Origin of the sequence: Sphingomonas sp. Leaf10 (assembly GCF_001421245.1) — a bacterium.
In the GTDB taxonomy this organism is placed as follows: Bacteria; Pseudomonadota; Alphaproteobacteria; order Sphingomonadales; family Sphingomonadaceae; genus Sphingomonas.
Window position 1 is genome coordinate 130,786 of record NZ_LMKE01000031.1, and the last position, 21,829, is coordinate 152,614.

Sequence of the window (21,829 nt, forward strand, 5' to 3'; positions counted from 1 at the left end):
GTGCGCAGGGTTCAGGCGGCGGCGACCGCCTGTCCCGGCTCGCCCGCCGCATCGTCGAGCAACTGGTGCGGCAGGCGCGTCAGCATTTCCTTTGGCACCACCTGCCAGAAGCGCCCCTTGCACCGGTCCCAATCCTCAAGGATCGCACCCGACCAGCGGCTGTCGGTCGCGGCATGATGTTCAGCGACCAGCCCCTTCAGCACCCCGTCCCAATGCGCCGACCCCAGCCGGTGCAGCGTGATGCTTTCCGGATTGTGGTTCCGCTCGAAGCTGTCGTCATGGTCGTAGATGAACGCCATGCCGCCGGTCATGCCCGCACCGAAATTCGTGCCGGTCCGCCCGAGCACCACCGCGACGCCGCCGGTCATATATTCGCAGCCATTGGCGCCGCAGCCCTCGACCACCACCGTCGCGCCCGAATTGCGGACCGCGAAGCGCTCGCCCGCCTGCCCCGCCGCGAACAGCTTGCCGCTGGTCGCACCGTACAGCACGGTATTGCCGACGATCGTGTTCTCGTGACTGCGTAAGGGCGACGACACCATCGGCCGCACGACGATCGTGCCCCCCGACAGCCCCTTGCCGACATAGTCGTTGGCATCGCCGAACACTTCGAGCTTGATGCCCTTGCACAAAAACGCACCTAGGCTCTGCCCCGCGCTGCCACGCAGCCGCACCGTCACATGGCCATCGGCCAGCTTCGACATGCCGAAGGTGCGGGTGATCTCGCTCGACAGCCGGGTGCCGACCGCGCGGTGGGTGTTGCGCACCGAATAGGTCAGCTGCATCTTCTCGCCGCGCGAGAACACTGCCGCCGCATCCTTTATCATCTGCGCATCGAGGCTGTCGGGCACGTCGTTGCGGAAGGTCGACAGGCTGAAGCGCCGCTCGCTCTCGTCGGCATCGACCTTGGCCAGGATCGGGTTGAGGTCGAGGTCGTCGAGATGCTCCGCCCCGCGGCTGACCTGCCGCAGGAACTCGGTCCGTCCGACCACCTCGTCGAGGCTGCGCACGCCGAGGCGCGACAGGATCTCGCGCACTTCCTCGGCGATGAAGGTCATCAGGTTGATGACCTTTTCGGGCGTGCCGGTGAACTTGGCGCGCAGCCGCTCGTCCTGCACGCACACACCGACCGGACAGGTGTTGCTATGGCACTGGCGCACCATGATGCAGCCCATCGCCACCAGCGACAACGTGCCGATGCCGAACTCTTCCGCGCCGAGGATCGCAGCGGCGACGATGTCGCGTCCGGTCTTCAGGCCACCATCGGTCCTGAGCACCACGCGCCCGCGCAGGCCGTTGAGCGTCAGCGTCTGGTTGACCTCCGACAGCCCCATTTCCCACGGCGTGCCGGCGTACTTGATCGACGTCTGCGGGGACGCACCGGTCCCGCCGACATGGCCCGATACGAGGATGACGTCGGCATGCGCCTTCGCCACGCCCGCCGCGACGGTGCCGATGCCGGCCGAGCTGACCAGCTTCACGCACACCCGCGCCTTCGGGTTGATCTGCTTGAGGTCGTAGATGAGCTGCGCCAGATCCTCGATCGAATAGATGTCGTGGTGCGGCGGCGGGCTGATCAGCGTCACCCCCGGTGTCGCATGGCGCAGCTTGGCGATGAACTCGGTCACCTTGAAGCCGGGCAACTGCCCGCCCTCGCCGGGCTTGGCTCCTTGAGCGACCTTGATCTCGATCTCGTCGCAGGCGTTGAGATATTCGGCGGTGACGCCGAACCTTCCGCTCGCCACCTGCTTGATGACCGAATTGCCGTTGTCGCCATTCTCATAGGGCTGATAGCGGATCGAATCCTCGCCGCCCTCGCCCGACACCGCCTTCGCACCGATACGGTTCATCGCGATCGCCAGCGTCTCATGCGCTTCCGGCGACAGCGCGCCCAGCGACATGCCCGGCGTCACGAACCGCTTGCGAATTTCGGTGATCGCCTCGACCTGTTCGATCGGCACGCCGGTGTCGGGGAAGTTGAACTCCAGCACGTCGCGCAGATACACCGGCGGCAGGTCGCGCACCCCGCGCGAAAACTGCATGTAGGTCGAATAGCTGTCGGTCGCGACCGCCGTCTGCAACAGGTGCATCAACTGCGCCGAATAGGCATGGGCCTCGCCACCGCCGCGCTGGCGATAGAAGCCGCCGATCGGCAGCGTCGCCACCGCCGTATCGAACGCCGCCTCGTGCCGCTCGGTCGCGTTGACGTGCAACGAATGATAGCCCTCGCCCGAAATCTTGGCCGGCATGCCGGGGAAGAAGTCGTTGACCAGCGCGCGGCTGAGGCCGACCGCTTCGAAGTTGTAACCGCCGCGATAGCTGGAGATCACCGCGATCCCCATCTTCGACAGGATCTTGAGCAATCCTTCGTCGATCGCGGTACGGTGGCGCTTCAGCGCCTCGTCCATGCCGATATCACCGAACAGCCCGCGCGCATGGCGATCGGCGATGGCGGCTTCAGCCAGATAGGCGTTCACCGTCGTCGCGCCGACCCCGATCAGCACCGCATAATAATGGGTGTCGAGGCATTCCGACGACCGCACGTTGATCGAGGCATAGGAGCGCAGCCCCTTGCGTACCAGATGCGTATGCACCGCCGCCGCCGCCAGCACGCCGGCGATCGGCACCTTGGTCGCGTCGAGATGTTCGTCGGTCAGGAACAGTTCGCTGCGCCCCTCGCGCACCGCCTGTTCGGCCTGTGCCCGGACGCGTGCGATGGCGGCACGCAATGCTTCCGGCCCTTCGCCCGCCGGGAAGGTGCAGTCGATCTCTGCCGCCTGCGCGCCGAAATGCGCCTTCAACCGCAGCCAGTCGGTGTTGGTCAGCACCGGGCTGTCGAGCACCAGCACCGCGCTGCCCCGATCAGCGGCGTCGAGGATGTTGGCGAGATTGCCGAACCGCGTCTTGAGCGACATGACATAGCGTTCGCGCAGCGGATCGATCGGCGGGTTGGTGACCTGCGAGAAATTCTGGCGAAAGAAATGGCTGATGAGGCGCGGGCGGTCGGAAATGACCGCCAGCGGCGTATCGTCACCCATCGACCCGATCGCTTCCTTGGCCCCTTCGACCATCGGCGACAGGATCAGCTCCATATCCTCCAGCGTCTGCCCCGCGCACACCTGCCGCCGCGCCAGTTCGGCACGATCGTAGCGCAGCGGTTCTTGCGTGGCGGCGGGCAGATCGTCGATGGTCAGGAACTTGCCCGTCATCGCGGCATAGTCCGCCTCGCCCGCGATCTTGTCCTTGATCGCGCGGTCCTTGTAGAGCTTGCCCTCGCTCAGATCGACGGCGAGCATCTCGCCCGGCCCCAGCCGCCCCTTCTCGACCACCGTCGCTTCGGCGACCGGCACCATGCCCGCTTCCGACCCGACGATCAGCAACCCGTCGCCGGTCAGCGTATAGCGCAGCGGCCGCAGCGCGTTGCGATCGAGGCCAGCGACCGCCCAGTGGCCATCGGTCATCGCCAGCGCGGCGGGACCGTCCCACGGCTCCATCACGCTCGCGAGGTAATCATACATCGCGGTATGCGCTTCGGGCATGTCCGCCGCACCCTGCCACGCCTCGGGCACCAGCATCAGCTTGGCGGTCGGCGCATCACGGCCCGAACGGCAGATCGTTTCGAACACCGCATCCAGCGCCGCCGTGTCCGACGCGCCGGCCGGGATCACCGGCTTGATATCCTCTGACCGTTCACCGAACGCGATGCTTGCCATCTTGATCTCGTGGCTGAGCATCCAGTTCTTGTTGCCGCGGATCGTATTGACCTCGCCGTTATGCGCGAGGCAGCGGAACGGCTGCGCCAGCCACCATTGCGGGAAGGTGTTGGTCGAGTACCGCTGGTGAAAGATCGCGACACGCGATTCGAAGCGTTCGTCGGTCAGGTCGGGATAGAAATCCGACAGGCTCTCGGCGAGGAACAGCCCCTTGTAGATGATCGAGCGGCACGACAGCGAACAGAAATAGAAGCCGGTGATCTGCGCGGCGATGATCCGCTTCTCGATCCGGCGGCGGACTAGATACAGGTTCTTTTCGAACTCGGCCTCGTCCATTTCCTCGGGCGCGGGGCCAGCGATCATGATCTGCTCGATCTCGGGGCGGGTCGCCTGCGCCTTCATGCCGATGACCGACACGTCGACCGGCACCTGCCGCCAGCCATAGATCGACCAGCCCGCCTCGATGATCTCCGATTCGACCAGGGTGCGGCAGGTTTCCTGCGCGCCCAGATCGGTGCGCGGCATGAACACCATCCCGACCGCGAGCCGCGCGTGGAGTGGCTTGTGCCCCGATGCGGCGATCGCGTCGTCGAAGAAGCGGTGCGGCAGGTCGACATGGATGCCGGCGCCGTCACCGGTCTTGCCATCGGCATCGACGGCGCCACGGTGCCACACGGCCCGCAATGCATCGATCGCCGACTGGACGACGCGACGCGACGGCTTGCCATCGGTCGCGGCGATCATGCCCACGCCGCAGGCGTCGCCCTCGAATTCGGGGCGGTACATGCCTTCGGTAGCGAGGCGGAGGCGTTCGGATTCGAGGGTCATCTTACTTTCCCTTCACGGGGGCGGCCAACGACCGCATCGTCATCATCATCGCCTGAGCCACGGCAGGCGTGACCGCCTGGCCCAGCTTGTTGGTTTCGTCGGTGATCGCCGCCTGCAGCTTGGGAACCGCCGACTGGAAACGGCGGCCAGCACCGGTAGCGCCGAAGCGCGCCAGTTCGCCGATCTGTGCCGGGGTCATCGCCTGCAACGACCCGGCCATATCGATCGCGCCGGTCAGGTCACTGGACGTAAGCTTTCCGTTGGCTTGCCCCGCCGCCGCGATCTTGGCGGTATCGACATTGGCTGCGACCGCTCCTTGCAACGCCCTTCCCGTCGGCGACACCAGGAACCGGGTGACCTCGCGCAGGTCGTCGGCCGACAGGTCGGCGGCAGCGACCGCCGCGATCCGCTGCTGCAACGCCGGCAATCCGTCACGATAGGTCCGCTCGACCACGGCGGCGCCTGCGTCGAGCAGCTTGGTCCGCGCGCCCGGACTACGCTGTTCCAACGTGGTGATCGTCGGCTGTTGCGCCAGCGCTTTTCCGCCTTCGGTCCGGAAGCCGGCGACGGCGTTGCGCGTCGTCATCTCGGCGGGGACATACGCCTCTGCAAAAGCGAGCGCCTCGGCCGAAACCTTGGCCGCCGTGGCGGGGGCGGGAGCAGGAACGGCCGTCGGCGCCTGCACCAGCAACAGGGCGAGCGCGGCGATCATGCCGCCACCTTCGCCGCCTTGGCCTTCGCCTTGAGATAGCCATGCATCCGCTCGGTCACGTCGCGCCCATCCCGGATCGCCCACACCACCAGCGACGCCCCGCGCACGATATCGCCCGCCGCGAACACGCCATCCAGCGACGTCATCATCGACTTGCCGTCGACGCGCACCGTGCCCCAGCGGGTCACGCCCAGCTCCGGCGCGTCGAACAGCGTCGGCAGATCCTCGGCATCGAAGCCCAGCGCCTTCACCACCAGATCGGCGTCGAGCACGAATTCGTTGCCCGGATCACTTTCCGGCGCGCGGCGGCCCGAAGCGTCGGGCGCGCCCAGGCGCATGCCGGTCGCGCGGACCTGCACCACCTGTCCGTCGCGCTCGTCGAACGCGGCGGGGGCGGAGAGCCAGACGAACTCGACGCCTTCCTCCTCGGCATTGGCAACTTCGCGCTGCGATCCCGGCATGTTGGCGCGGTCGCGGCGATAGAGGCACTTCACCGACTTGGCGCCCTGGCGGATCGCGGTGCGGACGCAGTCCATCGCGGTATCGCCGCCGCCGACGACGACGACATTCTTGCCCGCCGCATTCAGCGAGCCGTCGTCATAGGCAGCGACGCTGTCGCCAAAGCCGATCTTGTTCGACGTGGTCAGATAATCGAGCGCATCGACCACCCCGCCGCTGCCGACGCCCGGCGCCTTGATCGCGCGCGGCTTGTACACGCCGGTCGCGATCAGGATCGCGTCGTGTTTTGCACGCAGCTCGTCGAGCTTCGCATCGCGGCCGACCTCGAACCCTTCGTGAAAGACGATGCCGCCTTCCTTCAGCCGCTCGACGCGGCGCATGACGACCGGCTTTTCCAGCTTGAAGCCGGGAATGCCATAGGTCAGCAGCCCGCCCGCCCGGTCGTACCGGTCATAGACATGGACCTCATAGCCGAGGTTGCGCAGCCATTCCGCCGCCGCCAGCCCCGCCGGACCCGCGCCGACGATCCCGACCGACTGGCCCCGCGCCGGGCCGACCGCGACCGGTTCGACCCAGCCATTCTCCCACGCGGTGTCGGTGATGAATTTCTCGACCGATCCGATCGTGACCGCGCCGTGGCCCGAAAACTCGATGACGCAATTGCCCTCGCACAACCGGTCCTGCGGACAGATGCGACCGCAGATCTCCGGCATGGTCGAGGTGCTGTTCGACAGCTGATACGCTTCCTGCAACCTGCCCTCGGCGGTCAGGCGCAGCCAGTCGGGGATGTGGTTGTGCAGCGGGCAATGCACCGAACAATAGGGGACGCCGCATTGCGAACAGCGCCCCGCCTGATCCTCGGCGGTCGGCGGCGCGTAACGCTCCGCAATCTCCCGAAAGTCTTCCGCGCGCAGTTCCGGTTCCCGCTTGGCCGGATAGGCCTGCGCACGCGAGACGAACTTCAGCATTGCTTGATCGGCCATGATGCCCTCCGACCGTTCGGAAAGCATATTTCACGACGCGAGTCACGCAATAAACAACCATTAGGTCAACGTAGTTGACCTAATTAATCGCCGCATCCAACGCCACTAATGATATCCATTCTTAACTGACAAAACTAGGACCGAACCGGCCCTACCCCAACGGCGCGATCCGCCCTTGGGAAAGCAAGACAATCAACGCGCTGCCCAACAGCACGCGATAGACGACGAACGCCATATACCCACGTGTCGACACCAGCTTCAGGAATCCGACGATCGATGCATATCCCACGACGAACGAGATCGCGGTGGCAAGCAACGTCGGCCCCGGACCATAGGGACCGAACTGCCCCCACGTCTTGAGCAACTGATACAGCCCCGACGCCAGCACGGCGGGAATCGCCAGCAGGAATGAATAGCGTGCCGCCGCTTCGCGAGTGAATCCCATGAACAGCCCGGCGGTGATCGTTCCGCCCGATCGCGAGACACCGGGCAGCAACGCCATCGCCTGCGCAAAGCCGAACGCGATACCGCTCCCCCAGCCGAGCCGGTCGATGCCCCAGCGCCGCCGCCCGACCCGGTCGGCAATGCCCAGCAGGATGCCGAACCCGATCAGGCTGAACGCGGTGAACCACAGGTTGCGCAACGACGTCTCGATCGCGTCCTTGAACAACAACCCCAGCACGACGATCGGCAACGTACCGATGATGACCAGCCAGCCGATCCGGGCATTGTCCGCATCATGCGCGCCCTGCTTCCCAAAGAACTGGCCGAGCCACGCGGTCGCGATCCGCCAGATGTCCTTGCGGAAATACAGCAGCACCGCCGCCTCGGTCCCGATCTGGATGATCGCGGTGAAGGCGGCACCCGGATCGGTACCCGACGGCAGGAACGCGCCGGCGATGCGCAGATGCGCGCTGGAAGAGACCGGCAGGAACTCGGTCAGCCCCTGGATCACCCCCAGGATCGCGGCCTCGAGCCACGATTGCGCATTGCTCATATACGGGCGGCTTTGTTGAAGCGGCCATTCTTGCGATACGCGACCAGCCATTCGGGCGCGACCGTCGCCAGCGGCACCGGGCGGATGTCGAACGCGTCGATCCCGGCCACGTCACCGGTGACGACATTGTCGCGCGACAGCATCGCCCACTGATCCTTGCTGATCGGCGTGAACGGCAGCGCCGCGATCAGCCCGCCCAGTTCGTTGGCGACCTCGACGAAGCGCACGTCGCGACCGATCGCACGCGCGATCCAGCGGTTCAGCTCACCCATCGACACCACGTCGGGACCGCCGATCGCATAAGCCTGCCCACCGAAGCGGTCGGGATCGGCCAGCGCCTTCACCACCACCTGCGCCAGATCGACGACATAGATTGGCTGGAATTTCGTCCCCGCCGCCATCACCGGGACGATCGGCCGCCCGATCAGCGCCGGCGCACCCGCGATCATCCCGGCAAAGCGATTGACGAAGCCGTCCTCGCGACCGAACACGATCGACGGGCGCAGGATCGTGGCATTCGGGAATGCCGCGCGCACCGCTTCCTCGCCCGCCGCCTTCGACCGGCCATAGGCGGAGGGCGACGCCGGATCGGCACCGATCGCCGAAATCTGCACGAACGCCTTGGCCCCCGCCGCTGCGGCCGCCTCGGCGACGTTGCGGGCACCCGTCACATGGACCTTGTCGAAATCGCCGTCGAGAATGCCGACCAGGTTCACGACCGCATCCGATCCCGCCACCGCCCGCGCCAGCGTGTCGGGGCGCGACAGGTCGGCGGCGACGAACTGCGTCTGGCCAAGGCCACCCTGCGTCCGCAGGTGCAGTGCCTGACGCGGATCACGCTGCGCGATGCGGACGCGCGCGCCCGCCTTCAACAATTCCTGAACGACATAGCGGCCGACGAAACCGCCACCGCCGAACAGCGTCACCAACTGGTTCTTCATCGTGCCCGCCTTTGCTTGGCCCACATGCCTCTATGCCAGCCCCATGCCGCTCCCGCAGCAAAACGGCAAGGACAACGTAAAAATCGCAAAACAAGTTGTTGACACCCCGCCGCACCCCCCGTAGAGGCGCCCTCCTACCCCGTGCCCAGATGGCGGAATTGGTAGACGCACCAGCTTCAGGTGCTGGCGATCGCAAGGTCGTGGAGGTTCGAGTCCTCTTCTGGGCACCATTTTCTCCTTCGGGAGAAACGCGCTACCGGTCGCGCAGCGGAGACCGGCAGTCCGCCAATAAACACAAATGACCCGCGAGATAATCTGCGCGCGTTCCTTCGTCGGTCGATCGGGAACGAACGGCGGACGGCAATACTCCGCCGCCCGCCCGGTTCGCTATTCCGCCTCGACCTGGGCGGTTCCGGCGGTTGCGCCCTTGACCAGCCCGTCCAGCGTCGCGCTGTCGAAGCCAAGTTCCTTCATCAGCCCGTCGATCACCGGCGCCTGTGCGCGATAGCGCAGCGCCGCGCTGACCGCGGCATTGGCGAGGTTGCCGTCGCCACCGGCCCCGGCGGCGACCGCCCCGCCCCCGGCCATGGCACCGCCGCCGGCGAGGCCATCGACCTGTACGATGCGGATGCTGTCGATCGCCTCCATCGGCTTGGCCGCCTCGCGGACCAGTTCGGGCAGGACGTTGAGCAGCGCGAGGCGGGTCTGCAGCGCGACCTGTTCGTTCGACAACAGGTTCGCCGCCTCGTTGACCGCGCGCTGGCCGGCGGCTTCCACTTCGAAACGAACCCGGCTGGCCTCGGCGCGCAGCTTTTCGGCCTCCGCTTCACCCTCGGCGGCGGCCCGCAGCGCGGCGGCACGATCGGCGGCGGCTTGCGCCTCAGCCTCCGCCTGTACCTTGATCGCGATCGCGGCGCGTTCCGCCTCGCGCGCGGCGTCGATCAGTTCGATGCGCTTCTGGCGTTCGGCGACCTCGGTCTCGCGCGCGGTGCTGACGCGTTCCTCGGCGGCAACCGCTTCGGCGCGCGCCTGATCGGCCTCGGCCTTGGCCTGGCTTTCCTGCCGGCTCTTGTTCTGGACCGCGATCTGCTGTTCCTGCCGGGCGATCGCCAGCGACTGTTCCTGGGCGATGCGCGCTTGCTGAATGGCGCGATCGGCCTCGATCTGCGCGGCGTCGGTCTGCTGCTTGGCAGAAATCCGCGCCTGATCGGCCTCGCGCTGGCGATCGGTCTGCTGGCGCGCGATCTCGCTGGCCTGTTCGGCGCGGCGCACTTCCAGTTCGCGCTCCTGTTCCAGCCGCGCGAATTCGGCGTCACGCGCGATGGTGAAGGAGGTGCGCGACGCCTCCAGATTCTTCGCCTCGATCTGGACCCGCGTATCCTGTTCGATGTCGTTGCGGGTCTTCTTGCGCAGTTCGATCTGTTCGGTCAGCTTGGTCAGACCCTCTGCGTCGAACGCGTTATTGGCGTTGAAATGCTCGATCGAGGTCTGGTCCAGCCCGGTCAGCGACACGCTTTCCAGCTCTAGCCCGTTCATCGCCAGATCGGCGGACGATACCTGTTGCACCTTCTGCACGAATTCGCTGCGCTGTTCGTGCAGTTGGTTCATCGTCATCCCCGCCGCGACCGACCGCAGCGCGTCGACGAACTTGCCCTCGACCAGCTCCTTCAGCGCCTCCGGGTGCATCGTCCGCTGGCCCAGCGTCTGCGCGGCGGTCGCCAGCGCCTCGCGATCGGGGCGGACGCGGACATAGAATTCCGCCCGCACATCGATGCGCAACCGGTCGAGCGTGATCAGCGCGTCGCCGTTGCGCCGCTCCACCGCCAGCCGCACGGTGTTCATGTTGACCGGCATCGTCTCATGCAGCACCGGCAGCACCAGCGCGCCGCCGTTCATCACCACCTTCTCGCCGCCGAAACCGGTACGGACGAACGCGATCTCCTTCGACGCGCGCTTGTACAGCCGCGCCATGACGATGCCGATGATGATGAGCGCGAGCAGCGGCACGCCCGCATAGAAGACGACGGCGCCAACGCCGGCAGGCACGAGATCGGTCATGAATCCATCCAGTTGGAGAAACGGGGCGAGCTGTGCAGGATCGCGCGAAAGCCATGGCCCTCGCGGCGGACGAGCAGGACCGTGTCGCCTTCGACGAAGCTGTCGGCAGGGTCGTTGGGTTCGACCAGCACATGATGCGCCTGTCCGTGCGGATCGACGACGCGGGTGCGGGCGGGCGACCCGCTGGCGGCGCGGCCGACGGTAATGATGCCGGCGCGACCGACCAGATCGTCGATCTCGAACGCGGTCGTTTCGTCTTGCGGAATGACCTTGGCGAGGATGCGCGACAGCCCCGCGGTCAGCGGCAGCGCGACGACCAGCGCGGCGGGAATGGCGATCCACGGCGACAGCAATGCGCCGGTCCATTCGAGTGCGGTCTGCTGTCCGGCCAGCCCGACGCTGCCGAACGCCGCCAGAAACGCGATCAGCAGCACGAGCAACGGCACCCGACCGACGCCCAGCCAGTCGAACAGTCCGGAATCAAGGTCGAGGTCGAAATCCCCGCCGCCCAGTCCCAGTGCCTCGATCACCCCGATCGCCAGCATCAGCACCCATGCGGCCGTGAACACGACCGCCTCCGGTGCGATGAGCAACTCCATCATCCCCCGGCCCCCTGTCTGTGGGAGAGAGTAGCGGACGGATGGCGGGGGTCAATGGCGGTTGCCCCCGGATCGGTTGCGACCCGGGACGGCGTAAGTCGTCAGAAGCTGTAGGCGATCCCGACCGCGCCCAGCCACTGGTTGCTCGATCCGTTGCGCGCGACGATCGGGCTGTCGGCGAAATCGTTCAGCAGCTTGCGATAGACCACGGTCCCGAACAGCTGCCAGCCCGAACGCAGATCACCGCTGATCGATCGACCGCCGAGCACGCCCAGCGTCCAGTTCTTCCACCCGCCACGCGCATTATAGACCGGCAGGCCGCTTGCCAGCGACTGGGCCGGCGTGACCGAGAAATAGCTGTCGGCATAGCCTTCGCCGACCCGCTCGGCCGACACGATCACGCCGGCGATGGCGCGGGTGCTCAGCGGCGTGACATAATTGATCGTCGGCGCCAGCACCGTCGACTTGTGCCCGCCGCCCACATCCTTGCGATAGCTGATCGATGCCGACAGCCGGTCGAATTGCGAGGTGACGACCCCGGTCTTGCCGATGCCGACATAGCCGCCCAGTTCGATCGCGGTGTCGACGGTGCCGAGCGCACGGACCTGTGCATCGTCGATGCCCTTGGTCGTGTTGCGGTTCAGGTTTACGACCGCGATCGGCCCCGCCTGGAAATCCCAGGTCGGCCCGACGCCGTCACGGATCAGGTCGACGCTGGCCCGGTTGCCGGCCAGCAGGAAATTGAAGCCCGACACCCGCCCGGTCGCGGCCGGCACCGGGCTGAACGAATAATCGTCCGACCCTTCATAATCGGGCAGGACCGCCGCCCCCAGCCCGACGACGTAGAAATCGGCACCGGTATCGGTGTTGGGCAGCGCCGATGCGGGCACGGCCGGCGTCGCCGCCTCCTGTGCGAAGGCGGGCGTGGCAAGGGCGGCAGCGGTCAGGACGGCGGCGAAAATGGCGCGCAAGGGCGTGGCTCCGAGAAAATATTGCCCGGCCGTAACGCTATCCCGCCCGCTTCGGTCCGTGCCAGATACTAGAGGAGATAGCGAATCCGCACCTGTTGCATGGTTACATCACCCGCCAGCGGGAATTCCGCCGCGCTGAACTTGGGCGGACCGAAGCGGATCGCGGGGTTGCGGGAGAAACCGAATCCTTCGCGCGGGATGCCGGCAAAGGTGTCGAGCTTCGCGTTGTTGTTCTCGTCATGGATGACCGACACGGCATAATCGCCCCGGCCCAACCCGGCGATACGCACCCCGCGCTCTCCGGCGGGAAAGGTCCGGGTGACGGCGTTGCGATCGTCGGTGCAGCCGGGAAAATTCTTGGGATCGGCGGTCAGGCACAGCAGGATGGCGCCCTTGGTCGAACGCAGGTCGCTGATCCGGACGTCAAGCGTGCCGGTCGGCATGGCCCCCGGCAGCGTCGCCAGCGCCAGCGCCGCCAGCGCGATTCGCCCGCCTCGCGACGCGCGCGCGTTCCTTCTCGAAGTCGCCGAGACCGCCATCGGTGCCGCACACCCGGTCCCAGAAGCGGAAATAGAGCCCGAAATTGCAGCCATAACGCTCATGATGCCTCTGATGATGGCTGGCGGTAATCAGCCAGCCGCCCAATCGCCCCGACCACATGAACCGGGGGAACATTTCCCACCCCATATGGTTCGTGACGCCCATAACCGTCATGATCGTCAGCACCAATGCCAGTGCTCCGATATGAATCGGAATGACGAATACCAGTAGCGGAATTACCACAGCGCCGGTCAACGCCTCGATCGGGTGGAACGCCATAGCCGCCCATGCGGTGGGCGGGCGGCTGGCATGGTGCACGGCATGGGCGATGCGAAACCATTTCGGCCGGTGCATCCAGCGATGCGTCCAGTAGAACCACGTATCGTGCGCAAACAGATACAGCAGCACCGACAGGGGCAGATACCACAAGGGATAGGTATGGACGTCGCGGTAGATCGCGGTCCAACCACGATGCTCCCATCCCCATGCGACAATCCCCGCCGGCACACCGTAGATCGCAGCCGACAGCAGCGACCATCGGATTTCCTTGGCGATCTGTGCGTCCAGCCCCCGGTACAGGCCCGGATGTTTGCTGCGCGTCGCAAAGGCGAACCCGGCCGACGCCAGCAGATAGCGGACGCCGACGATCACCGTCATCGCCACGGCGGACAGAAGGATGGCCAGCGGGATCGACATGGGCGGGGCTTAGCGGATTGTGAGCAGGGATGACACCCGCAAATCCTCCCCACCCCGTGGGGAGGGGGACCGTCGCCGAAGGCGATGGTGGAGGGGGAGTGCCGCGAAAACAACGGCTTCGTATGCGGACTTGCCCCTCCACCATGCTGCGCATGGTCCCCCTCCCCACGGGGTGGGGAGGATTTTGCGCGTGCCGTTGCTACTGCTGCCGCCCTCCCCTAGTGCACCCCCATGCCAACCATCCATCACTGCGACCTCGCCATCGTCGGCGGTGGCCTTGCCGGCGCGCTCATCGCGCTGGCGGCGGCGAAGCGGCGGCCCGATGCGCGCATCCGCCTGATCGAGGGCGCATCGCATTTCGGCGGCAACCATGTTTGGTCGTTCTTCGGCAGCGACGTGTCGGACGAGCATCGCGCGCTGGTAGCACCACTCGTCGCCCATGCGTGGCGCGGCTACGACATCGCCTTTCCGGGCCATGCCCGCACGCTCGACACCGCTTATTATTCGATCACGTCCGAACGGCTCGATACCGTCCTTCGCCAGACGCTGTCGGGCGAAACGCTGATGGCATCGGCGCGCGTACTCGGCGCCAGCCCGACCGCCGTCGTCCTCGCCGATGGCGACCGGGTCGAGGCGCAGGGCGTGATCGACTGTCGCGGTCCCGGCGATACGTCGCTGCTCGATCTCGGCTGGCAGAAGTTCATGGGGATGGAGCTGGTCACCGACGACCTGCACGGTGTCGAACGGCCGATCGTCATGGACGGATCGGTCGAGCAGCTTGATGGCTATCGATTCGTCTATACCCTGCCGTTCGACGCCTCGACGCTGTTCGTCGAGGATACCTATTACAGCGACACCCCCGATCTTGACACGCAACTGCTCGCCGGCCGCATCGCCGGCTATGCGCAGGCGCAGGGCTGGAACATCGCGCGGGTCGGCCGCAGCGAGACCGGCGTGCTGCCGGTCGCGATGGGCGGCGATTTCGAGGAATATTGGCGATCGGGCGGCAATCGCGTGGCCAAGGGCGGGATGCGCGCCGGCCTGTTCCATCCGCTGACCGGCTATTCGCTGCCCGATGCGGTGCGGCTGGCGCATCTGGTCGCCGACAGCGGCGACTGGTCGGGCGGCGCGCTGCACACGCTGACCCATGATTATGCCGCGACGCTATGGCGGCAGCGGCGATTCTACCGGATGCTGGCGACGATGTTGTTCCGTGCCGCCGAGCCGGCGGAACGCTACCGCGTGCTCGAACGCTTCTACCGGCTGGACGCGGGACTGGTCGGGCGCTTCTATGCCGGGCGGTCCACGCTGCTTGACAAGATGCGGGTGCTGACAGGCAAACCGCCGGTACCGATCGGACGTGCGGTACAGGCTTTGGTGGGGAGACAGGGGTGAAGACGGCAGCCGTTATCGGCGCGGGGTTCGGCGGCCTCGCGCTCGCCATCCGCCTGCAATCCGCCGGGGTCCAGACGACGCTGGTCGAGGGGCGCGACAAGCCGGGCGGCCGTGCCTATTATTGGGAACGCGACGGCTTCGTCTTCGACGCCGGCCCCACCGTCATCACCGCGCCCGAAGCGCTGCAGGAATTGTGGCAGTTGACCGGCCGTGACATGGCCGAGGACGTGACGCTGCAGGCGGTGTCGCCCTTCTACCGGCTCAACTGGCCCGACGGCACCAATTTCGATTACACCAACGACGACACGCTGCTGCGCTCGGAAATCGCCAAGCTCGATCCGGGCGACATCGCCGGCTATGCCCGTTTCCTCGAATATTCGGCGGGCGTGTATGAAGAAGGCTATGTGAAGTTGGGGCATGTGCCGTTCCTCGACTTCGCCTCGATGATCAAGGCCGCGCCGGCGCTGGCGAAATATCAGGCGTGGCGATCGGTCTATTCGATCGTGTCGTCGTTCGTGAAGAACGAGAAGCTGCGCCAGGCGCTGTCGTTCCACACCCTGCTGGTCGGCGGCGATCCGATGAAGACCAGCAGCATCTACGCGCTGATCCACAAGCTGGAGCGCGACGGCGGCGTGTGGTTCGCGCAAGGCGGCACCAACAAGCTGGTCGCCGGCATGGTCCGCCTGTTCGAGAAACTCGGCGGCACGCTGATCCTGAACGATCCGGTCGCCAGCATCGACACGCTCGGCGACCGCGCGACCGGCGTCACGACGAAAAGCGGCGTGGTCATCGGCGCCGACATGGTCGCGACCAATGCCGACATCGTCCACAGCTATCGCGACCTGCTGGCCGGATCGCGCAGCGCGCAGCGCCGGGCGCAGAAGCTGGAGAAGAAACGCTTCTCGCCGTCGCTGTTCGTCGTCCATTTCGGCATCAAGGGGACGTGGCCGGGCATCCCGCACCACATGATCCTGTTCGGCCCGCGCTATAAGGGGCTGCTCGCCGACATTTACGACCATGGCGTGCTGAGCGAGGATTTCTCGCTCTATCTCCACCACCCGACCGTCACCGATCCGTCGATGGCGCCGGAGGGGCATTCGACCTTCTATGCGCTGTGCCCGGTGCCGCACACCGGCAAATTCCCGGTCGACTGGGACCAGATCGGCCCGATCCTCGAGCGGCGCATCCTCGACGAGGTCGGCCGCCGCCTGATCCCCGATATCCACGAACGGATCGTGACGAAGTTCAGCTATATGCCGAGCGACTTCACCCACGATCTGAATGCGTATCAGGGGTCGGCCTTCTCGCTGGAGCCGATCCTGACGCAGAGCGCATACTTCCGCGCGCACAACCGCGACGACGACATCCCGAACCTGTATGTCGTCGGCGCCGGCACCCATCCCGGCGCGGGCATTCCGGGCGTGGTCGGCAGCGCCAAGGCGACGGCGGCGCTGATGCTGGGCGGCGAGGGCTAAGCCTCTCCGCCCCAACCCCAACCCCAACCCCAACCGTTTGGTTCGAGCAGCTTCGAGCGAAGTCGAGAAGAGGGCTGGGTGAACCATGCCCCGCATGGTTCAGGATTGTCCGGGGGACAATCCGACCCAGTCCTCGTCGAGAACGCCTTCAGCACCACCCGTTCGTGCCGAGTAGGGATTGAGCGCAGTCGAAAGCCCGTATCGAAGCACCTCCCCCCGGACGGTCCTTCGATACGCCGCTTCGAAAAGCTCAGCGGCTACTCAGGACGAACGGATGGGTGGCAGACGATCACGCGGACAGCAGTTCTCGACGGACGCTTCTCGACAGGCTCGAAGCTGCTCGAACCAACGAATAGGGCTGACCGAGGCAGCCACCGTCTTGCCCCCCACCCCCCGATCGCCTAACCCCGCCCCCATGAAGCGCCTGGCCATCTATTGCGGGTCCGCGACCCCCGCCGATCCCGTCTATATCGACTCCGCCCGCGCCGTCGGCCGCGCGCTCGCCGAACGCGGCATCGGCGTCGTCTATGGCGGCGGGAAGCTCGGGCTGATGGGCGCGGTCGCCGATGGCGCGATCGAGGGCGGGGGCGAGGTGATCGGCGTCATCCCGACCGCGCTGGTCAAGGCGGAGGCGGCGCACAAGGGCCTCACCGAACTGCATGTCGTCGACACGATGCACCAGCGCAAACAGGCGTTCACCGACCTGTCCGACGGCTTCGTCACCATCCCCGGCGGCACCGGCACGATGGACGAATTGTGGGAAGCGATGAGCTGGGCGCAGCTCGGCTATCATGCCAAGCCGGTCGGACTGCTCAACACCGCCGGCTATTACGACTATCTGATCGCCTTCGTCGAAAAGATGGCCGAGGTCGGCTTCATGCGCCCCATGCATCGCGACATCCTGCTCGTCGCCGACACGCTCGACACCCTGCTCGACAAGATGACGGCGCACACGCCCGTACAGGCGATCATCCATATGAGCAGCAAGGACCTTTGATCCCGCCCCGCGCCGCACTGGTCGCGCACGCGCGCGATACGATCGCGCGCGGCTCGAAAAGTTTCGCGGCGGCGAGCAAGCTGTTCGACCCGGTCACCCGCGAACGCGCATGGCTGCTCTATGCCTGGTGCCGCGCCTGCGACGATCTGGCCGACGGGCAGGATATGGGCCATGGCATGCAGCGGCTCGACGACGCCCCCGCCCGCCTGCTGCTGATCCGCGAACGTACCGCGCAGGCGCTGGCCGGGCAGCCGACCGGCGATCCCGCCTTCGACGCGCTGGGCGTGGTCGCGGCCGAAGTCGGACTGCCGCACGCGCTGGTCCATGACGTTATCGACGGGTTCCAGCTCGACGCCGATGGCTGGCAACCGGTGAGCGAAGGCGATCTCTACCAATATTGCTATCATGTCGCCGGGGCGGTCGGTGGCTTGATGGCGGTGGTGATGGGCGTGCCGGCGCAGGACAAGGATACGCTCGACCGCGCCTGCGACCTCGGCCTCGCCTTCCAGCTCGCCAATATCGCCCGCGACGTGCGCGAGGATGCCGATGCCGGCCGCTGCTATTTGCCGCGCGACTGGCTGGCGGAACAGGGCATCGACCCGGCGAACCCGATGGCGACACCCGACCGGGTAGCGATCCTCGCCCGGCGGATGGCAGTGCGCGCCGCGCTCCACGAAGACAGCGCCCGCGTCGGCGCAACCCGCTTGCCATGGCGCTCGGCATGGGCGGTGCTTGCCGCCGCCGACATCTATGGCGGCATCGCGCGGAAAGTCGCCGCCGCCGGCCCCGCCGCGTGGGAAAAACGCCAGTCCACGTCGAAGGCGGAAAAGATCGCCGCCATCGCCCGCGCCTTCATCGCCGCCCGCTGGCGCCCCGCCCCGGATACTCCGCGCGACCCGTCGCTATGGACGCGCACCCCTTAAACTCCCCTCCCTGACAAGGGAGGGGTTTGGGGTGGGTAGGCCCGCGAGGAAACGCAAGCCAGCCACAACCGACCAACCCACCCCCGCCCCCCCTTCTCAGGGAGGGGAGATCGCCCTCACTCCTCCTTCACCTTGTCCGTCGCCACCGTAATGTCGCGCCCCAGCAACGCCTGCACATAGATCCGCTGCACCAGCACGAACACGACGATGGTCAGCGGCGCCGCCAGCAAGACGCCGATGAACCCGAACATCAGCCCCATGCCGATGACCGAGAACAACAGCACGGCCGGCGGCACGTCGACGGCATGTTTCTGGACGATGGGCATCAGGATATTGCCCTGAATCTGCTGGACGACCAAGAACACGACGATCGTCCACAACGCGGTCGACGGCGATACGGTGAACGCCAGCATCACCGCCGGCACCCCGGCGATGATCGGCCCGACATAGGGTACGACGTCCAGCAACCCGGCAATCAGCCCCAGCCCGATCGCCGCCGGCACGCCCAGCAGCCACAATCCGGTCCCGGTCAGCACCGCGACGACCACGATCGCCACCGCCTCGCCCTTCATCCATCCGCGCAGGCCGCCCGCGGCATCGTCCACCGCCTTGCGCGCGACCGGTTCGGCCTTGGGCGGCACCAGCTTCACCAGCCCCCGGCGGTACAGCTCGGGATCGGCCGCGAGAAAGATCGCCCCGACCAGTACCAGCACCGTGTCCGACAGCCCCGACCCGATCGACAGGACATAGGTGCCCGCGCGCGACATGATCGTCGACAGGTCGCTGCTCCCTTGCGACAACAGGTCGCGTGCCGGCTCGCCCAGCCCCCAGCTGTCCAACTGCCGCTGGATCGCCTGCAATGCCGACGGGATCTGTTCGCGGATCGTGTCGAACTGCTGCACGAGCTGCGCGCCGAAGCCGTAAAAGATGCCGATCACGATCCCCAGTAACAGGATGATCGACGCCGTCAGCGCCAGCCCGCGCGGCAGGCGGGTCCATTTCTGTATCCGCCGCGCGACCGAACTGAACAACACCGCAATTACCGTCGCGGCAAAGACCAGCAGCACCAGCCGCATCATCGAAATCAGCAACAGCCCGGCGCCGACGATCGCCAGCACCATCACCGTCATCGCCGCGACCCGGCCATAGCTCGGGCCTTGCCGTTCCATATCGCCCTGCATCGTCGATCCCCTTTGCACGTGAACGGACCAAGGGCGTGGCGCGTTCCGGTTCGCCTCCGTTACGATCACCCAAAAATCGTATCCGAACCAATTGCGCCTTCCCGCCACGATTGCTAATGCGACCGCCTATCAATATCAGGAGGAACATCGTGAAGCGTTGGGGGATGCCGGCCATGGCGGCTGCGTTGGTGGTGAATCCGGCGGCGGCACAGGATCGGCCGGCAACCGACGATGCCGAGATCATCGTCGAGGGGCGCGCGCAGCAACTCTATCGCACCACCGTCACCACCATCGGCAAATCGGCGCAGGACCCGCTCGACATTCCGCAGGCGTTGCAGGTCATCAACAGCGACCTGTTCACCGATCAGGGTGCGCGCGACGCGACCGACCTCTACCGCAACATCTCGGGCGTCAGCGCGTACAGCTATGCCGGCGTCACCTTTCGCGGCTTCCGGCAGGACGAATCCTTTTACGACGGGATGCGCGGCAATCCGTTCGTCGGCTTCACCGTCCCGCAATTGTTCAACATCGACCGGGTCGAGGTGCTGAAGGGTCCGGCGGGGCTGTTCTTCGGCCCCGGCGCGCCGGGCGGGATCATCAATTACGTGTCGAAAACGCCGTCGGACCGCGCCAGCCTCCGCACCGTCGCGACCGCCGGCAATTACGACCGCTTCGGCATCTCGGCGGAGGCGACCGACCGGATCGACGCCGCCGGCACCGTCTCCTACCGCATCGGTGGCTTCACCGAGTCGATGCAGCCCTATCGCTTCAATACGCTGCACAAGGCGCTGATCGGTGACGCCGGCCTGTCGATCCGCACCAATCCCGGCGGGCTGCTGACGCTGCAGGTCACGGCTTACGACAATTATCTGCGCGCCAACCGGCTGCGCGGGGTGCTGGTCGACGACGCCGGCCGGTTCCGCACCTCGATCCGCTGGAACGCGAACGAAAAGAGCGATTATCTCCACCTCGCCTCGACCGCATGGGCCGCGCGCTATGCGACCGCGATCGGGGATGCGGTGACGTTCGATGCCGGCGCGCGCTACTTCCGATCGACCGAACGCCAGCAATATCACGAGCCGCGTGGCCTCAGCCCGACCAACCCCAAGCTGGTGCTGCGCGAATTTCGCGATCAGCGTCGCCCGGTCGACGGCCTGTCGTTCATGGCCAATGCCACCGCGCGTACGACGCTGCTCGGGCTGTCGCACCGGGTTCAGGTCGGTGGCGACTGGTATCGCGAATCGAATGGCCTCGAATCGCGCATCCTGCGCAGCGGCGTGACCGCGCTCAGCCTGTCGAACCCCGTATATGGTGGCCGCGCCACCACCGATGCGCTGCGGGCGGCGGCCTTGCCGTTCACCGTCACCGACACCGATTCGCGCCGCTTCGGCATCTATGCACAGGATCAGATCGACCTAACCGATCATCTGCTGCTGGTCGCGGGTGTCCGCTACGACCGGTTCGAGGACCGCACCCGGGTCGCCACCGCCGGGCGGGTGACGTCGAACGCGCGCTATAGCGACCACGACGTCACCTTCCGCACCGGCGCGATCTACAAGCCGCAGGACGATCTGTCCTTGTACGTCAGCTGGTCGCAGGGTTTCGACCCGCAGGCCCCGGCCAGCCAACTGCCCGCCGCCGGCGGCCCCTTCGCCCCGATCACCGGCAACCAGATCGAAACCGGCGCCAAGTCGCGCCTGTTCGACGGCCGGCTACAGGCCAATGCCGCGCTCTACCGCATCGTCCGCCGCAATCTGTTGCAGGTCGACCCCAGCCTGCCCCCGGTCGGCGGCATCGATCAATTGCGCCCGATCGGTGAGGTGACCAGCAAGGGGTTCGAACTCGACCTAGCCACCGATCTGACGCCGAACTGGGTACTGCTCGCCAATTACGGCTATAACGACACGCGCGTCACCGGCAGCGTCGCGGGCCAGCCGCTGACCGATGCTGTCGGCAATCGCTTCCCCAACGCGCCGGCGCACAAGCTCGGCTTCTGGACCCGCTATCAGGTCGCGCCGCTCAAGACCGCCTTCGCCTTCGGCGGCGAGCATGTGTCGCGCCGGATCAGCCGCTCGGGCCAGCCGGTGCTGCCCTATATTATCTTCGACGCGTCGATCACCCGCCAGCTGGGCTTTGCCGAACTGATGCTGCGCGTCGATAATATTTTCGACAAGGTCTATGCCGCATCGGGCTTCACCGCGATGAGCGGCCATTTCCCCGGCGAACCCCGCACCGTCTTCGCCGAACTACGCGCGAAATTCTGACCACGCATCGATCGCCGCCCAGCCGGCGATCCCCGGCAGCGTCCGCGCGCGCCGCTCGGTCATCCCGCCCAGCGCGATGACCGGCAGGCGCGCGCCC

The 21,829-nt window shown here is 66.4% G+C and carries 16 protein-coding genes and 1 tRNA gene; 6 read left to right on the forward strand and 11 right to left on the reverse strand.

Translation table 11 applies throughout. The features are described from left to right. Positions 1–11: 11 nt before the first annotated feature. The 5 genes from gltB to ASE59_RS15950 form a co-directional block, all read right to left on the reverse strand. The gene (gltB, locus tag ASE59_RS15930; protein WP_056458494.1) at positions 12–4,541 is read right to left on the reverse strand and encodes a glutamate synthase large subunit; all 4,530 of its coding nucleotides are present in this window, start codon (positions 4,539–4,541) and stop codon (positions 12–14) included. A 1-nt stretch (position 4,542) separates the two neighbouring features. Continuing rightward, on the reverse strand, positions 4,543–5,253 hold the full coding sequence (locus ASE59_RS15935; protein WP_056458498.1) for a hypothetical protein: 711 nt from the start codon (positions 5,251–5,253) through the stop codon (positions 4,543–4,545). After that, positions 5,250–6,695: an NAD(P)-dependent oxidoreductase gene (locus ASE59_RS15940; protein ID WP_056458708.1), complete on the reverse strand. Its 1,446-nt coding sequence runs from the start codon at positions 6,693–6,695 to the stop codon at positions 5,250–5,252. Before ASE59_RS15940 ends, ASE59_RS15935 begins: the two co-directional genes overlap by 4 nt. A gap of 151 nt (positions 6,696–6,846) precedes the next feature. After that, a complete protein-coding gene (locus ASE59_RS15945; protein ID WP_056458501.1) occupies positions 6,847–7,692 on the reverse strand; it encodes an undecaprenyl-diphosphate phosphatase in 846 nt (281 codons plus the stop codon). Then, on the reverse strand, positions 7,689–8,633 hold the full coding sequence (locus ASE59_RS15950; protein WP_056458505.1) for a complex I NDUFA9 subunit family protein: 945 nt from the start codon (positions 8,631–8,633) through the stop codon (positions 7,689–7,691). Before ASE59_RS15950 ends, ASE59_RS15945 begins: the two co-directional genes overlap by 4 nt. Before the next feature lie 143 nt (positions 8,634–8,776). Here ASE59_RS15950 and ASE59_RS15955 point away from each other — a divergent pair. Further along, a tRNA-Leu gene (locus ASE59_RS15955) sits at positions 8,777–8,863 on the forward strand. Between the two features lie 157 nt (positions 8,864–9,020). On the opposite strand, the gene ASE59_RS15960 is transcribed toward ASE59_RS15955, so the two are convergent. From ASE59_RS15960 to ASE59_RS15980, 5 genes are all read right to left on the reverse strand, one after another. Then, positions 9,021–10,691 (reverse strand): flotillin family protein, encoded by a 1,671-nt coding sequence (locus tag ASE59_RS15960; protein ID WP_056458508.1) that lies wholly within the window; start codon positions 10,689–10,691, stop codon positions 9,021–9,023. Then, complete coding sequence (locus ASE59_RS15965; RefSeq protein WP_056458510.1) at positions 10,688–11,293, reverse strand: YqiJ family protein; 606 nt, start codon at positions 11,291–11,293, stop codon at positions 10,688–10,690. The genes ASE59_RS15960 and ASE59_RS15965 overlap by 4 nt, the downstream gene beginning before the upstream one ends. 98 nt (positions 11,294–11,391) lie before the next feature. Further along, positions 11,392–12,261 carry a MipA/OmpV family protein gene (locus tag ASE59_RS15970; RefSeq protein ID WP_056458513.1) on the reverse strand — a complete coding sequence of 290 codons (870 nt, stop codon included), beginning with the start codon at positions 12,259–12,261 and terminating at the stop codon, positions 11,392–11,394. Between the two features lie 68 nt (positions 12,262–12,329). Continuing rightward, complete coding sequence (locus tag ASE59_RS15975; RefSeq protein WP_056458516.1) at positions 12,330–12,704, reverse strand: DUF2141 domain-containing protein; 375 nt, start codon at positions 12,702–12,704, stop codon at positions 12,330–12,332. Then, positions 12,685–13,497 (reverse strand): sterol desaturase family protein, encoded by an 813-nt coding sequence (locus ASE59_RS15980; RefSeq protein ID WP_056458519.1) that lies wholly within the window; start codon positions 13,495–13,497, stop codon positions 12,685–12,687. The genes ASE59_RS15975 and ASE59_RS15980 overlap by 20 nt, the downstream gene beginning before the upstream one ends. A 231-nt stretch (positions 13,498–13,728) precedes the next feature. Here ASE59_RS15980 and crtY point away from each other — a divergent pair, with 231 nt between their 5' ends. From crtY to ASE59_RS16000, 4 genes are all read left to right on the forward strand, one after another. Beyond that, the gene (gene crtY, locus ASE59_RS15985; RefSeq protein WP_056458522.1) at positions 13,729–14,892 is read left to right on the forward strand and encodes a lycopene beta-cyclase CrtY; all 1,164 of its coding nucleotides are present in this window, start codon (positions 13,729–13,731) and stop codon (positions 14,890–14,892) included. Continuing rightward, entirely contained in the window at positions 14,889–16,367 is a 1,479-nt protein-coding gene (locus ASE59_RS15990; RefSeq protein ID WP_056458525.1) for a phytoene desaturase, read from the forward strand. Before crtY ends, ASE59_RS15990 begins: the two co-directional genes overlap by 4 nt. A gap of 415 nt (positions 16,368–16,782) precedes the next feature. After that, positions 16,783–17,364, forward strand: coding sequence for a TIGR00730 family Rossman fold protein (locus ASE59_RS15995; protein WP_056458529.1), 582 nt, complete (start codon positions 16,783–16,785; stop codon positions 17,362–17,364). Next, complete coding sequence (locus ASE59_RS16000) at positions 17,361–18,287, forward strand: phytoene/squalene synthase family protein (RefSeq protein WP_056458532.1); 927 nt, start codon at positions 17,361–17,363, stop codon at positions 18,285–18,287. The genes ASE59_RS15995 and ASE59_RS16000 overlap by 4 nt, the downstream gene beginning before the upstream one ends. A 116-nt stretch (positions 18,288–18,403) precedes the next feature. Here the strand turns inward: ASE59_RS16000 and ASE59_RS16005 are convergent, their stop codons facing one another. Beyond that, positions 18,404–19,468 carry an AI-2E family transporter gene (locus ASE59_RS16005; protein WP_056458535.1) on the reverse strand — a complete coding sequence of 355 codons (1,065 nt, stop codon included), beginning with the start codon at positions 19,466–19,468 and terminating at the stop codon, positions 18,404–18,406. A gap of 173 nt (positions 19,469–19,641) precedes the next feature. Here ASE59_RS16005 and ASE59_RS16010 point away from each other — a divergent pair, with 173 nt between their 5' ends. Continuing rightward, on the forward strand, positions 19,642–21,732 hold the full coding sequence (locus ASE59_RS16010; RefSeq protein WP_235515812.1) for a TonB-dependent siderophore receptor: 2,091 nt from the start codon (positions 19,642–19,644) through the stop codon (positions 21,730–21,732). The last annotated feature ends 97 nt before the right edge of the window (positions 21,733–21,829 follow it).